10 protein-coding genes are annotated in these 15,488 nt (G+C 42.5%); 8 read left to right on the plus strand and 2 right to left on the minus strand.

The window, feature by feature from the left end; genetic code table 11:
- Window positions 1–189 precede the first annotated feature (189 nt).
- Window positions 190–2,256, plus strand: a complete 2,067-nt coding sequence (gene metG, locus ACWJAO_RS07550) for a methionine--tRNA ligase (protein ID WP_144155712.1) — start codon at window positions 190–192, stop codon at window positions 2,254–2,256.
- 92 nt (window positions 2,257–2,348) lie between these two features.
- Here the strand turns inward: metG and ACWJAO_RS07555 are convergent, their stop codons facing one another.
- On the minus strand, window positions 2,349–3,053 hold the full coding sequence (locus ACWJAO_RS07555; RefSeq protein WP_449139803.1) for a porin family protein: 705 nt from the start codon (window positions 3,051–3,053) through the stop codon (window positions 2,349–2,351).
- Between the two features lie 347 nt (window positions 3,054–3,400).
- Between ACWJAO_RS07555 and ACWJAO_RS07560 the strand changes: the two genes are divergently transcribed.
- A complete protein-coding gene (locus ACWJAO_RS07560; RefSeq protein ID WP_449139804.1) occupies window positions 3,401–3,850 on the plus strand; it encodes an AAA family ATPase in 450 nt (149 codons plus the stop codon).
- 453 nt (window positions 3,851–4,303) lie between these two features.
- On the opposite strand, the gene ACWJAO_RS07565 is transcribed toward ACWJAO_RS07560, so the two are convergent.
- Window positions 4,304–5,506, minus strand: coding sequence for an ROK family transcriptional regulator (locus ACWJAO_RS07565; RefSeq protein WP_144155703.1), 1,203 nt, complete (start codon window positions 5,504–5,506; stop codon window positions 4,304–4,306).
- Window positions 5,507–5,850: 344 nt separating this feature from the next.
- Between ACWJAO_RS07565 and ACWJAO_RS07570 the strand changes: the two genes are divergently transcribed.
- The 6 genes from ACWJAO_RS07570 to nanU all read left to right on the plus strand — a co-directional run bounded on the left by ACWJAO_RS07570 (window position 5,851) and on the right by nanU (window position 15,460).
- Window positions 5,851–7,086 (plus strand): MFS transporter, encoded by a 1,236-nt coding sequence (locus ACWJAO_RS07570; protein WP_287829936.1) that lies wholly within the window; start codon window positions 5,851–5,853, stop codon window positions 7,084–7,086.
- A gap of 44 nt (window positions 7,087–7,130) precedes the next feature.
- The gene (locus ACWJAO_RS07575) at window positions 7,131–8,048 is read left to right on the plus strand and encodes a dihydrodipicolinate synthase family protein (protein ID WP_287832501.1); all 918 of its coding nucleotides are present in this window, start codon (window positions 7,131–7,133) and stop codon (window positions 8,046–8,048) included.
- Window positions 8,049–8,073: 25 nt separating this feature from the next.
- On the plus strand, window positions 8,074–9,261 hold the full coding sequence (locus ACWJAO_RS07580) for an AGE family epimerase/isomerase (RefSeq protein WP_144155694.1): 1,188 nt from the start codon (window positions 8,074–8,076) through the stop codon (window positions 9,259–9,261).
- A gap of 12 nt (window positions 9,262–9,273) precedes the next feature.
- On the plus strand, window positions 9,274–10,503 hold the full coding sequence (locus tag ACWJAO_RS07585) for a sialidase family protein (RefSeq protein WP_449139805.1): 1,230 nt from the start codon (window positions 9,274–9,276) through the stop codon (window positions 10,501–10,503).
- A gap of 67 nt (window positions 10,504–10,570) precedes the next feature.
- Complete coding sequence (locus tag ACWJAO_RS07590; protein ID WP_449139811.1) at window positions 10,571–13,891, plus strand: SusC/RagA family TonB-linked outer membrane protein; 3,321 nt, start codon at window positions 10,571–10,573, stop codon at window positions 13,889–13,891.
- An 18-nt stretch (window positions 13,892–13,909) separates the two neighbouring features.
- The gene (gene nanU, locus ACWJAO_RS07595; RefSeq protein ID WP_288576595.1) at window positions 13,910–15,460 is read left to right on the plus strand and encodes a SusD family outer membrane lipoprotein NanU; all 1,551 of its coding nucleotides are present in this window, start codon (window positions 13,910–13,912) and stop codon (window positions 15,458–15,460) included.
- Window positions 15,461–15,488: the final 28 nt, after the last annotated feature.

Genomic DNA, 15,488 nt, shown 5'->3' on the forward strand with positions numbered 1-15,488 from the left:
GCTCTTGCAGAGATGCAAAGAGCCTTTTTTCGTATCCGGTCCTCCCCATTCCTTACCTTCAATACCCTGAAGAACTCTGCTTTTTACACCTTATTATATATAAAAGAAAGAAAAAGCGACGATAATTCTTTCTTATCTCCAACATTTTTTGTAATTTTGCAGCCAAATAACAAAAATATATTAGCTAATATGGAACAAAAGAACTTTAAACGTACCACCGTTACTGCGGCTTTGCCTTATGCCAACGGTGGTGTGCACATCGGTCACCTGGCAGGTGTTTACGTGCCAGCCGATATCTATGTTCGCTATCTCCGCCTCAAGAAGCAGGATGTTGTCTTCATCGGCGGTAGCGATGAACACGGCGTACCTGTTACTATCCGTGCCAAGAAAGAGGGAATTACCGTACAGGAGGTGGTTGACCGCTATCATAACCTCATCAAAAAGAGTTTCGAGGACTTCGGTATCTCTTTTGATATTTACAGCCGTACCACTTCGCCTACTCACAATAAGTTTGCTTCAGACTTCTTCCGCACACTCTATGACAAGGGCGTATTGGAAGAAAAGGTAGAGGAGCAGTTCTGCGACGAGGTAACAGGCGAATTTCTTACCGACCGTAATATCGTAGGTACTTGTCCTCGCTGTGGTGCAGAGGGTGCTTATGGTGACCAATGCGAGAAATGTGGTGCTACCCTCTCTCCTGAGGAGCTCATCAACCCTACCAACAAGAACAACCCTGGTCATGGTCTCGTAAAGAAGCCTACCAAGAACTGGTATCTTCCATTGAACAAGTATCAGAATTGGTTGAAGAAGTGGATTCTGGAAGGCCACAAAGAGTGGCGTACCAATGTTTACGGCCAATGCAAGAGCTGGTTGGACATGGATCTTCAGCCACGTGCCATGACCCGCGACTTGGATTGGGGTATTCCTGTTCCAGTAGAGGGTGCAGAAGGAAAGGTGCTCTACGTTTGGTTCGATGCACCTATCGGCTACATCTCAAACACCAAGGAGCTTTGCGATGCTCATCCAGAAAAGTGGGGAACATGGCAGAAGTGGTGGCAGGATCCTGAAACACGTCTTGTTCACTTCATCGGTAAGGACAATATCGTGTTCCACTGCATCATCTTCCCTACTATGCTGAAGGCTCACGGCGACTATATCTTGCCAGACAACGTACCAGCCAACGAGTTCCTGAACCTGGAGGATGATAAGATTTCAACATCCCGCAACTGGGCTGTATGGTTGCACGAGTATCTCGTAGATTTGCCAGGCAAGCAGGATGTATTGCGCTATGTATTGACAGCCAATGCGCCTGAGACCAAGGATAACAACTTTACCTGGAAGGATTTCCAGGAGCGCAACAACTCTGAGTTGGTTGCCGTTTACGGTAACTTCGTAAACCGTGCCCTCCAGCTCACCAAGAAGTATTGGGGCGGTGTAGTTCCTGCCTGTGGTGAATTGCAGGAGGTAGATGAAAAGGCTATCGCTGAGTTCAAGGACGTGAAGGAGAAGGTAGAGCAGTATCTTAACGTATTCAAGTTCCGCGAGGCTCAGAAAGAGGCTATGAACCTGGCACGTATCGGTAACCGATACATCACAGAGTGTGAGCCTTGGAAGGTTTGGAAGACCGATCCTAAGCGTGTGGAGACCATCTTGAACATCTCCCTCCAGTTGGTTGCCAACCTCGCCATCGCCTTCGAACCATTCTTGCCATTCTCTTCTGAGAAGCTCCGCAAGATGATCAATATGCCTAACTTCGAGTGGACTCAGCTCGGCAGCACAGATTTGCTCAAGGCTGGTACCCAGCTCGGTGAGCCTGAATTGCTCTTCGAGAAAATTGAGGATGAGGTTATCGAAAGACAACTCCAGAAGCTCGCTGACACCAAGAAGGCTAACGAGGAGGCTTCTTATCAGGCTGCTCCTATCAAGCCAGAGGTTAGCTTCGATGATTTCGAGAAACTCGATATCCGCGTAGGTCACATTCTGAACTGCGAGAAGGTAAAGAAGTCTAAGAAACTCCTAAAGTTCACCATCGACGATGGTTCTGGCGTAGAGCGCACCATCTGCTCAGGTATCGCAGCCTACTACGAGCCAGAGCAGCTAATCGGCAAGGACGTATTGTTCGTAGCCAACTTTGCTCCTCGTAAGATGATGGGCATCGAGAGTCAGGGTATGATTCTGAGTGCAGTCAACTTCGACGGCTCTTTGAATGTAACTTCTCTCCTTGGCAAGGTTAAGCCAGGAAGCCAGGTAGGATAAAGAATCATAGAATCATCTGATTATCAGATATAGTAAAAGCCTCAAATCCTTTGCGGATTTGAGGCTTTTCTTATTTCTATCCAAATATTCTTTTATAATGTAAAGCGATAACCTACGGTAAAGGTCAGAGCCTTGTTCTTACTGTTATCCCAGTCGCCCTTGCCAGCCTTGGTCAGGCTCACGTTGTATCGGGCATCCAGAATCACGTTCATATATTCATAACTCAAGCCCAAAGGAATAGCCACATCCACCTTCTTGGCAGGCCAAGTAGCTTCGGTCTCCTGCATATCCTTGTATGTAATAGACCCGTTCTTGTCCTTCTGAAGGTTAGTTTCCTCTCTTTTAACCTTGCCGTCGCCACAAAGGAATCCCACCTGAACGCCTGCATTCACCGACAAGCCCTCTACAAGATAGGCTTTCAGCATGAGCGGCACCTGGATATAATCGAGAATCACATGCTGATTCTTAATACCTGTATATTCCCCTTTGTCAGCATTTTCAGTCAACTCGCAGTCAGGGAAGCGCATACCCTGTCGGGCATAATAAGCCCCCAGCGTAATACCCAGGCTCTTATTTATGCGATATCCCACATCTACGCCACCCATGAATCCTGCCTGATACTTAGACTCTAGCGAGGTTCCCTCCAAAGTTTCCAGAGTCAACCCGCTCCAGTTAGCCAGAGTTACACCTATACGAGGAATTACCGAGAATCTGCCTACCGGATTCTCCACTTCTTGTGCCTTTGCTCCCACAACAGCAAGCAGCAGCACCATCATTATAACTATTTTCTTTTTCATTTCCACAACAGTTTGTATATCATAATAACAAGAAACAAGGGATAATATTGCATCCTACAGCCATTTTTCTCCATGAAAGACCTGTTCTCGTAAAGTGTTAAAAATCCTAACTCATAGTTTTCTTCCCTCCAACTCACCGTTTTCTGGAGCATAAATCATAGTTTACGCCATGCCAAACCTGCATTTATGACCTAAAAATATAACACGGACAAATTGAATTTGTCCGGATGTCTGTCCGGCAGTTTCATAATCTTCTTATAATCAACAGATTATATTATGCCGGACAAATTTGTCCGGACAAATTCAATTTGTCCGTGTTTTTTTTGAGAAAGTTTTCCTCATCCCTATTGAAACATAAAACATTTGGGGGATTTGGAACATTTCAAGCAAAAACATTTGGGGGATTTGGAACTTATATGTATCTTTTCGCTCAAAATCAGCAAGTTATGAGAAAAAGAATATTTAAAAGAAAAGTATACGACAAAATGCTCGAATGGAAGCGAGAGAGAAATGGTAGCACAGCTCTCTTGCTCAAAGGAGCACACCGGGTAGGAAAGTCAACGGCAGCCAAAGCTTTCGCAGAAAATGAATACAAAAGCTATATCCTTATAGATTTCGTACAAGCATCTAAGGAAGTGAAACTGCTGTTTGACAACCTCATGGAGTTGAACTACATATTTTTACGCCTCCAATCAATCTACCAAGTAATCTTGGAGCCACGCAAATCAGCCATCATTTTCGATGAAGTACAAATGTGCCCACAAGCTCGGCAAGCCATCATCTACCCGATAAGCTGATTTCTTAGAAATATTTGGATAATACGATTTTAAACCATATTTTTGCAGTAACAAATCCCACCTTAGTACGCCTCTCAACGATGCGTACTAAGGTGGGACTTTGCTTTTTATTTAGGTATATGAGCTACGACAAGTAACCTATATATATATGAACAATTAGTCTTACTACAAAATAGGGGATTGATAATTAAAAATGTTGCAACGGTTAAACTATAACTTCGCAATATCAGCAATACTTCCGTTTTGCAAATTATCTCCGATACATGCAACAAGACCTGCAGAGCTGGTCAATACATACGAGCAAGCTATCAGCATAGACAAAATATTTTCCAACACTTTATTCAAAATGCAAGTACGGAACTACACAAAATCCTTTGCGGACTACAGCAGTAAAGCTGTTAATCTAAGGCAGAGTCCCCCAAATGATTATGACCTTAACGCTGCCATAAACGCTTAATATTGCTCCTGTAACATTTTACTTCTTGCCATTAAGCATGCACCTATTAATCCTGCACAGTCTTTCAGAGTAGATGTTTCTATCTTGGAATCTTCGTTCACCATATTGAGAGAGAATTTCTTGATTCCCATACATATTGGTTGTGTTATGTAGTCACCAGTAACCGATAGGTCTCCTCCTATAACCAACATCTCAGGATTGAATATATTGATGACACCAGCAAGGGTTGTACCCAATTCTACTGCCATCATTTGTAACGTCTCAATGCTCATCACATCTTCTTTCTTGATGGCTTCGAGAATATCGTGGAGTGTTAGACTTTGGTGTTGATTCAACACTTTGTCAGAGAGGACAGATATGCCACCATTCTGTATCTTCTGATTCATCTTACGTTGTAGTGCAGAACCAGAAGTCTCAGTTTCCACGCATCCAGTCTTTCCACAATGACAAATTATGCCATTATTGTATATATGCATATGTCCAATTTCCCCAGAAAATCCCGACTTGCCAAAATATAATTTGCCGTTGATGATAATACCGATACCAATTCCCCAACTCACATTAACAAAAATGACATTCTTAACACCCTTACAGACGCCTCTGAGGTATTCTCCGTAGGTCATGCACCGAGTGTCGTTGTCAATGCATACTGGTATATTCAGGCTCTGAGAGAGCATATCAGCCAATGGTTTTTCTATACAAGTGAAATAATTGTATGCGCAACCAATTTCTGGGTTAACTCTGCCGCCAATGCTCATGCATGCATTCTGTATATTTTCTTTTTTGAAGCCTTCTTTCTCTATGAAAGTGTTGATTATTGCTATGAGACTTTCAAAGCAATCTGGGGTATCTTCATATACAAAGTCTATTCTCTCTAGCTGAGTTACCATATTACCACAAAAATCACAAATTCCTAAAGTAAGGTAATCTTTTCCTGTATCTATTCCAAGAAAATAGCCCGAAGTGGCAATTAAATCATACTCTTTAGGAGCCCTCTTTGAATAGTGGGCTCTTTTTCCTGTTTCCTGTACCAGACCGATTTCTATAAGTTCGTTCAGGGTCTTAGTCGTATATGGGATACTGACTCCTAAACTTTTGGAAAGTTCGGCAATAGTTTGTCCTCCACGCTCTATAAGCAGCCTCATTAAAGCCGACTTTGAAGCGGACCATTTTGTGTTATTGACTATATCTTTTAACATACTACATTTTATTATTAACTACAATTACCTTGCAAAGGTAAATAAATAAATTTATTTTTTTAATTAAGGATACGTTAATTAATCTAAATGCGTAAAATAACAAGTATTTTGTATTTAACTCCTCGCCATCAGAGATGTCATGGTATCAATATTGTTAGATAACAAAGAATTAATTAATTCTATCACATAATATAATAAGGTATACTAGGCAAAATATGCCTCACAAATAAATTAAACTAAATTATTTAATCACTTTAATAAAAAAAGTTTCATAATAATTTGGAGGTTAATAAAATTAGTTATATATTTGCACCGAAATTAATAAACAATCTAATAATGATAAAATGAAGAGTAGAAAGTTTTATCCTTGGTTAGTTGTAGCACTCCTTTGGGTTGTAGCTCTTCTCAACTATATGGATCGTCAGATGCTATCCACCATGCAGGCTGCAATGAAGCTTGATATCGTGGAACTGCAGCAGGCTGAAGCCTTTGGCGCTTTGATGGCAGTCTTCCTTTGGATCTATGGTATTGTGAGTCCATTTGCCGGAATCGTGGCTGATAGAGTCAGTCGAAAGAAATTAGTAGTAGGCAGTCTCTTCGTATGGTCTCTGGTGACCTACCTGATGGGATATGCTTCTAGTTTCCATCAACTTTACATGTTGAGAGCGATGATGGGTATTAGTGAGGCTCTTTACATCCCTTCTGCCTTATCCCTTATTGCCGACTGGCATGAAGGAAAGTCAAGATCTCTGGCTATCGGTGTTCACATGACCGGTCTGTATGTCGGTCAGGCTATCGGAGGATTTGGTGCTACCGTAGCAGCAGCCTTCTCCTGGCACACCACATTCCACTGGTTTGGCATTCTCGGAATTGCTTATTCTGTCGTGTTGCTTCTGTTGTTGCACGATAAAAACAAGGATACAGTAAATACGACTGAAGTTCAGCAGGGAAAATCCACAAAGGGCGGATTATTACAAGGCTTATCTGCTGTATTTTCTACTTGGACATTTTGGGTTATCCTCTTCTATTTCGCAGTTCCTTCTCTCCCTGGTTGGGCAACCAAGAACTGGCTTCCGACTTTGTTTGCAGAGAACTTGAATGTACCTATGTCAGAGGCTGGTCCGCTGTCAACCATCACCATCGCAATCTCCTCTTTGTTTGGAGTCCTCTTCGGAGGTGTGCTTTCAGACAAGTGGGTTCGCAAGAATATCCGCGGTCGTGTTTATACTAGTGCTATCGGATTAGGTATGACGATTCCAGCCCTATTCCTCTTGGGCTTCGGTCACAATGTGGTAGCAGTTGTGGTAGCCGGTTTACTCTTCGGCGTCGGGTATGGCATGTTTGATGCCAATAATATGCCTATTCTCTGCCAGATTATTTCGGCGAAATACAGGGCTACTGCCTATGGTATCATGAACATGGTTGGCGTGTTTGCTGGAGCAATGGTTACTCAGGTAATGGGTAAATTCTCAGATGGCGGTAATCTGGGGCTGGCTTTTGCCGTATTGGGTGTAGTGGTTATCGCAGCACTGACGATTCAGTTGGCTTGCTTGAAACCAAAGACAGATGACTTGGAATAAAAAAACGATAAAATTTTAACTAACTTACATTAATATATATAATTATGGAAAAGATCATTGGACTTATTGATGCACCGTTTACTCCTTTTTATACTAACGGTGATGTGAACTTAGAACCTATCGAGGCTTATGCCAAGATGCTTCAGAAGAACGGTCTGAAGGGTGTGTTTATCAATGGTTCATCAGGCGAGGGCTATATGTTGACCACCGAGGAGAGAATGCTCCTTGCTGAGAGATGGGTAGACGTAGCTCCAAAGGACTTCAAAATTATCGTCCATGTAGGCAGCTGTTGCCTCCGTGAAAGCCGTCGTTTGGCAGAGCACGCACAGAAGTTAGGTGTTTGGGGTATCGGTTCAATGGCTCCTCCATTCCCGCACATCGGCCGTATCGAAGAACTTGTAAAGTATTGCGAGGAGATAGCTTCTGCCGCACCAGAACTTCCTTTCTACTACTACCATATACCTGCATTCAATGGTGCTTATTTGCCAATGCTCGATTTATTAAAGGCTGTAGATGGACGAATTCCTAATTTTGCTGGTATTAAATATACCTTCGAGAGTTTATATGAATATAACCAGTGTCGTCTTTACAAGAATGGCAAGTACGACATGCTCCATGGCCAGGACGAGACCATTCTCCCTAGTCTGGCTCAGGGTGGTGCACAGGGTGGTATCGGTGGTACGACCAACTACAATGGTAAAGAGTTGGTTGGCATCATTGAGGCTTGGAAGAACGGCGACATCGAAACTGCACGTGAGAAGCAGAACTTTGCTCAGGAGGTTATCAACGTTATCTGCCACTACCGTGGTAACATCGTAGGCGGTAAGCGTATCATGAAGCTGATTGGCTTCGATTTGGGTCCAAATCGTACTCCATTCCGCAACATGACCGATGAGGAAGAGCAGGCTATGAAGAAAGAGTTGGAAGCTATCCACTTCTTTGAACGTTGCAATCAGTTTTAAGTAGTATCAGCAAAAATCAATAATAATGAATATCAAGGAATATATCAAACAATGGGCAGAATCCTATAAAACAGATCTTATAGAGAATATCATGCCGTTCTGGATGGAACATGGTCTTGACCGCAAGCATGGCGGTGTCTACACTTGTGTTAACCGTGACGGATCTTTGATTGATACCACTAAAAGTGTGTGGTTCCAGGGACGCTTCGCCTTCATCTGTGCCTACGCTTACAACAACGTGGAGCACAATCAAGAATGGCTCAACGCTGCAAAATCCACCCTCGATTTTATTGAGCGTCACTGTTTCGACACTGATGGTCACATGTTCTTCTCTGTAACAGAAGACGGCACGCCGCTACGCAAGCGTCGTTACGTGTTCAGCGAGACGTTTGCAACCATCGCCATGTCCGAATATGCGCTCGCTACAGGTGACAAGACATATGCAGAAAAAGCTCTTAATCTGTTTAAGGACACACAGCGTTTTCTTGAGACACCGGGGTTTCTAACACCAAAATATGAGCCAGCAGTTGATTTGCAAGGACACAGCATTGTAATGATTCTTATCAATGTAGGTTCACGTTTGCTCAAAGTTATCGAAGATCCTAACATCAACCGCCAGATTGATGAATCGATAGCCAAGTTGCGCAAGTATTTCATGCACCCGGAATTTAAGGCGCTGCTCGAGTCGGTAGGTCCAAATGGCGAGTTTATAGACACTTGCATGGGGCGCACCATCAATCCCGGTCACTGCATCGAAACCTCATGGTTCCTCATGGACGTAGCTAAGAACCGTGAATGGGATAAGGACATTCTGGACACTGCTCTCACCATTTTCGACTGGTCATGGGACTGGGGGTGGGACAAGCAGTATGGTGGTATTATCAACTTCCGTGACTGCCGCAACCTGCCATCACAAGACTATTCGCAGGATATGAAATTCTGGTGGCCACAGACCGAAACTATCATTGCTTGTCTCTATAGCTTCCTCGCCACAGGCGACGAGAAATATCTCTATCGTCATGAGCGCATCAGCGAGTGGACTTATGCCCACTTCCCTGATAATGAGTTTGGCGAATGGTATGGCTATCTGCACAGAGATGGCACCGTAGCACAGCCTGCCAAAGGAAATCTCTTCAAGGGACCGTTTCACATTCCGAGAATGATGATAAAGGCATACACGTTGTGCCAAGAGATATTAAATAGTAATTTGTAAACTATAAATGATATGATAATATGTAAGAAAAACTTTTCTGTCTTTATGCTGTTAAGTGTGTTGGGCATCAGTTTCCCAATGACACTCTTTGGTCAATCAGTCACAGTTTTTTCTAATGCAAAAGGACAATATCGAATACCTTCCATCGTGGAATGTAAATCCGGCAAGTATATTGCTTTCACAGATCATCGCTACCAAAACCAGGATATTGGTGGTGGCAGACATCTGGATATAGTAATGAAAGAAAGTAAGGATTGCGGACAGAACTGGACTAGTACAGAGAAGATAGTGGCTAAAGGCGGGAATGGAATCCCAACAAGTTTTGACTGTGCTCATGGAGATGCCGCAACGGTGGTGGACAAAAAGTCGGGTAGAATTCTCATGATGTGTGCCTCAGGAGGTATAAGTTACTGGGAAAGTAATCGCAAGAAACCTCTCATGATGGGCAGATATTATAGTGATGATGAAGGAAAGACTTGGAAAGGAACTGATGTAACAAAGGAAATATATGACTTGATGCCAGATGTTCAGCAAGCATTCTTCGCAAGTGGAAGAATCTGCCAAAGCCGTTTGATTAAGGTTGGTAAATACTATCGTATCTATGCCGTCTTAGCAACACGTGAGGGTAATCGTGTTCTATATAGTGATAATTTCGGCGAAACTTGGCTTTTGTTGGGTAACAATGTTGCTGATTCGGCCCCTAAGGGCGATGAGGCAAAGATTGAGGAGTTGCCTGATGGGAATGTCTTGCTAAGTAGTCGTATTGCTAGCGGTCGCCTTTTCAACATTTACAAGTATGAAAACCCGAAAAAGGCAACTGGCATATGGGGAAATACTGTGCTATCCCATAAAGAAAACAATGGAGTAGCAGGCAGCAGTAATGCTTGCAATGGAGAAATACTGTTGGCTGATGCCCAAAAAAATGGCAAGAAGGTAAAACTTCTTCTGCAGAGTATCCCATTAGGCCCTCAGCGTTCTCATGTAGGCATTTTCTATAAAGTGTTGGAGTCTCCAAAAGATTATGTCTCACCAGAAGTTATAGCAAAAGACTGGGAGGGATCTTATCAAGTGAGTGACACATCATCTGCCTATTCTACCATGGTTCAATCGAAGGATGGCAGTATTCTTTTCCTCATGGAGGAAAATGCTTTCCGACATCCTGAAACCGAGTCAGATGATTACTATGATATTCGTTTTGTAAAGTTGAGTATACAACAGATTACAAATAATCAGTATAAATAACAATAAGAATTATCTTTTTATATTACCAAAAACCTCTAATATGAGATCAGATTTAAAACAATTAGCAATGGCAGTATCCCTGGGATGCTTGGGGGCAACTCCAACATTGGCAGGTACAAGTGGCATTACTGTTAATGCCACACAGCAATCGGCCTCTTGCACAGGTGTAGTTGTTGATGAAATTGGGGAAACCGTAATCGGTGCCTCCGTTATCATCAAGGGTACAAGTAACGGAACTGTAACCGACTTGGATGGTAAATTTTCCTTGCCGGGAGTGAAGAATGGTGACATCATTGTGATATCCTACATTGGTTACGATACTCAGGAAATCAAGTATGACGGCCAGCCGCTTCAAGTAAAACTTAGTGAAAGCAAGCAAACCTTGGCAGAGGTGGTTGTAACAGGTTATGGTGGTCAGCAAAAGCGTGGTACTTTGACTACGGCTATCGCCAAGATGGACAATCGCGTTTTAGAGACGGCAGCTGTGAGTAATGCGGGTTCAGCCTTGCAAGGTAGCGTGACTGGTCTTCGTGTCACCCAGACTACAGGTCAGCCAGGTTCTGAACCGACTATCACCCTTCGTGGTGGTGCCAGCATCAATGGTGGTTCAGATGGTGCCTTGATTGTTGTTGACGGCATCATTCGTGAAAGTTTGGGAGATATCAATCCTGCTGATATTGAATCAATTCAAGTATTAAAGGATGCCGCATCTACAGCTATCTATGGCGCCCGTGCCAATGGCGGTGTAATTCTCGTACAGACGAAAAGTGGCAAGCAAGGTAAGGCTACTGTTAACTACAAGGGTAAGCTCGGTATGAACTTTGCGCGTTTGGGCTATGACATGTTAGATGCTCATGATTACATCTACTATAATCGCTTGGGGTATCAGCGGTATGCTAATGTTTCTGGTGCCAACAAATTGGAAAACCAAACAGGTTATGGTACCAATTCTAATCTTTGTGATGTCAAGTTTCTTGATGACACCAACAAAAATTTGCTGTCAAAGGGTTGGTTACAGATGAAAGACCCTGTGACAGGCAAGGACCTCATCTATAAAGATTACAATGGTGAACTTGACGATGCTTCCTTCCGTGATGTATCCCTCACTCAAGACCATTATGTTAGTGTGGCTGGTGGTTCAGATAAAGGAACTTTCTTCACATCTTTAGGCTATTATGATGAGGATGGTATGGTTCGTGGAACAGGTTACCAGCGTTTCAATGGTAGCGTGAATGCCAGTTATAAAGTGTTGCCTATTTTGAATGTGAAGGCAGGTGCCACTTATAGTTGGGCAAAGAAACCAGAACTTTGGATTGGAGAATATGAGTTTTTCTATCGCACACGTTCACAGCGCCCTACTTGGAATCCATATTTGGAGGATGGATCTCCTGCACCAGGTTGGAGTACCAGTGATGGTAATCCAGATTACTATCGTTCTCGTTTGACACGTGAGAACAGTACACGCAAATCAACTTATAACTTGGGTTGGGATTTGGATATCATTCCTAAGAAACTCACTTGGAGTGCGAATGCGTCACTCTATCATTATGACTATCAAAATGAAAAGTTTGATAAGAGTTTTCAGCCGCAAACTTCAAATGTCCCTAACAACGTGAGAACGGCAGTGGCAGAAATTTCTAGATTTTCGAATGTGCAGATAAATACTACACTCAATTATAAAGATACTTTTGCTGAAAATCATAATGTGGATGCCATGATTGGTGGTGAGTATTTCGATCACAATACTTTTGATTTCTCTGCAGAGACTCAGAATTCGCCTACAGATGACATTCCTACATTGAACGCAGGTGCCACTAGAAGTAAAACTTACAGTTACAAGTCTCGTTATCGTATTGAGTCCTTGTTCGGTCGCATCAATTATGATTATCAACAGAAATACCTGCTGTCTTTTACGGCACGTTATGACGGTATCTCAAAGTTGAAGGATAATCGATGGGGTTTCTTCCCTGGAGTAAGTGCAGGTTGGAATGTAACTCAGGAGGAATGGTGGAAAAACTCTAAGATTTCCAATATCATCACCAATATCAAACCTCGTATCAGTTATGGTGTGAATGGTAACGTGAATGGCATTGATGATTTTGCCATCTATGGTGTATATAAGCAGATAGAGGATAAAACCTATAATGGGCAGACTGCCTATTACAACTCTACATTGCTGAATACAGGTTTGAGATGGGAGCAGAGTCGTTCTCTTGAAATCGGCCTTGACTTGGGGTTCTTGAACAATCGCTTGGCTTTTATTCTCGATTATTATAACCGCACCACAGATGATTTGTTGACCAACCTCAACTTGCCTGCATATACTGGTTTTATGTCGATGAAGACTAATCTCGGTAAGTTGCGCAATACTGGATTTGAGATGGAAATAAGAGCTAATATTCTCAATAATCCTAAGGGATTCAAGTGGGATATCAGTGCCAATTTAACTTCTGTAGCCAATAAGATTTTGCAGTTGCCTAACAGTGATAAGCCAAACAATCAACTTGATGGCTACGAAGTGGCAAATGGCACAAAGAAAGATGCTAATAGCAAGCAGGTAACCAAATGGATAGGAGGTTACGCAGAAGGTGGTAAGTTGGGTGACATCGTTGGTTATAAGCAGCAACATATTTTCAAGGATTGGGATGATGTAAAAGCTCATGCCAACATGCGTATCGATGAGGTTGCAAAATTGTATGGTCCTGGTCTTGCTAATGAAATCAATCCAGCCACAGGTAAGACATATGCAACAAGTGCAGGATGGAAACCTATCGAACCAGGAGATGTATGCTGGGAGGATGTAAACCAGGATGGTACAATCAACTCTTTGGACAAGAGTGTATTGGGTAATATTTTCCCAAATGTTACAGGTGGTTTCTCTACCACGCTTGCCTATAAGAACGTATCTCTCTATGCACGTTTCGATTATGCTCTTGGACATACGATCTATAATCATCTGAAAGCTCGTTCTATGGGTCAGTATCAGGGACAGTTTAACAACATTACTTTAGTAAAGGATATGTGGAGCGAAGATAATCCAAACTCAGACTATCCTGCCTATTCATACGCAGATCTGTTGAACAAGAAAAATCTGAGTCGTGAGAGTGATGGCACTGATATTGATGGCCATAGTTCAAGAATGTATGAAAAGGGAGATTACCTTGCACTGCGAGAGATAACCCTTAACTGGAACATTCCAACTAAGTGGCTTACTCATATCGGCATCAGCAAAGCTTCAGCTTATATCACAGGACAGAATCTCTTCTATATCACTGGATATGACGGAGCTTCTCCTGAGCCAAAACTCGATAGCTATTATAAAGGTGTAGACGTGGGGCGTTATCCAACTCCTCTCACCCTTCTTTTCGGACTTAATGTAACATTCTAAACCGTCTTTAACATGAAGATTAAAAATATATTTATTACAGCCCTTGCAGCCTTGTCTTTGACAAGCTGCATGGACTTGGAGCCAGTAAGTAGCATCAGCGATAGCAAGTACTGGAAGGATCAGGCTCAATTTGCAGCCTTCAATGTAGGTTTGCAAGGCTTGTTCAGGGAAAAAAGTTTCCAATTCTATGAATGGGGAGAATTGCGTACAAACCTCTATGCCGGTACACCATTCTCAGGTGAGGCTGTACATTACAATAACTTATTCAATAATACGCTCAATGCCACAACCCCAGAAGTTACTGATTTCGGTGGGGTTTATACCATCATCAACCAGATAAACCTTATGATTTCGCACACAGAAAATACAGATGTGTTGAACGAGGCGCAGAGAAAAACATATCTTGGTGCGGCATATGGTATGCGAGCTTATCTATATTTCCATCTGCTCAGAACCTATGGTAAAGCGGTGCTTTGGCTCGATTACACAACAGGAAACAAGGTAGACATCGGCAATATGGGTAAGGCAGAGGCTTCTGCACAGGAGGTGATGGAACAAATCAAAAAGGACATCAAGGCTTCTGAGGATGCGTATGGTGCAGACATGAGTTTTACCAATGGCAGAGTCTACTGGTCTCATCCAGCTACAGAGGTACTGAAGGGTGAGGTATATCTGTGGAGCGGTAAGCAGATGAATGGTGGTAATAGTGATTATACAATAGCCAAGACTGCTTTAGAAAGCTTAAAAACGGCAGATGTAGCCTTGGAGAACAATTATCGTCAGGTATTCGCTTTTGATAATAAAGAGAATAAAGAAATCATCTTTGCTATTCATAATGGACGAGATGAGTATAATATGTTTAATGATGCTTTGCGTTACAATCTTGTGATGAATCAGATGATGATGGAAAACTATTATCTTTCTGATGGTACCCAAATGAGCAAGAGTGAGATGAGTGACATGAGTGGTGTAGTATATATTCCACTCAACACCAAGCTATATAAGGACTTGTTCCGTGAAGGAGATACCCGCCGACAGTATAGCTTGAAGGATTGTTATACAAAAAATGCTGATGGTAGTTTGCAGTATGTGGGAGTGGTTCAGTATAAATTCATAGGCGTATCTCTTCCAGGCAATTCTTATCGTAGTTTTCTTGAAGACTATCCTATCTATCGGTACGCAGATGCACTTTTGTTATTGGCAGAGACAAAGATTCTGTTAAACGAAGATCCTTCAGCCGAAATCAATGCAGTTCGTGAAAGAGCATACGGCAAGGAATATTTTGCAGAACATAAAGATCAGCTGGCTTATCCAAATGATACCGATAACTCTTTTTATGCAAACAACCCGTTTGTGGGTAGTGATGCCAATCCTATTGAGGCTGTCTTGAAAGAACGTTGCCGTGAGTTCTTACTCGAGGGAAAACGTTGGTATGACCTTCGCTTGATGGGTGCTGAATATTGTACTAAGTATACTTCAGCCAACGCCAAACGATTGTTGTGGCCTATTGATCAAAATTCTTTGGGTGAGAATAGTCTTTTGAAACAGACAGAGGGATATAATAATTAAATTAGGTGGCACATATAGTTAATTTCAT

It is taken from the genome of Segatella sp. (genome assembly GCF_977051555.1).

Bases quoted from the DNA above. Each gene is read 5' to 3' on its own strand.
- metG (WP_144155712.1), top strand. From the start codon at position 190: ATGGAACAAAAGAACTTTAAACGTACCACCGTTACTGCGGCTTTGCCT.
- ACWJAO_RS07555 (WP_449139803.1), bottom strand. From the start codon at position 3,053: ATGAAAAAGAAAATAGTTATAATGATGGTGCTGCTGCTTGCTGTTGTG.
- ACWJAO_RS07565 (WP_144155703.1), bottom strand. From the start codon at position 5,506: ATGTTAAAAGATATAGTCAATAACACAAAATGGTCCGCTTCAAAGTCG.
- ACWJAO_RS07570 (WP_287829936.1), top strand. From the start codon at position 5,851: ATGAAGAGTAGAAAGTTTTATCCTTGGTTAGTTGTAGCACTCCTTTGG.
- ACWJAO_RS07575 (WP_287832501.1), top strand. From the start codon at position 7,131: ATGGAAAAGATCATTGGACTTATTGATGCACCGTTTACTCCTTTTTAT.
- ACWJAO_RS07580 (WP_144155694.1), top strand. From the start codon at position 8,074: ATGAATATCAAGGAATATATCAAACAATGGGCAGAATCCTATAAAACA.
- ACWJAO_RS07585 (WP_449139805.1), top strand. From the start codon at position 9,274: ATGATAATATGTAAGAAAAACTTTTCTGTCTTTATGCTGTTAAGTGTG.
- ACWJAO_RS07590 (WP_449139811.1), top strand. From the start codon at position 10,571: ATGGCAGTATCCCTGGGATGCTTGGGGGCAACTCCAACATTGGCAGGT.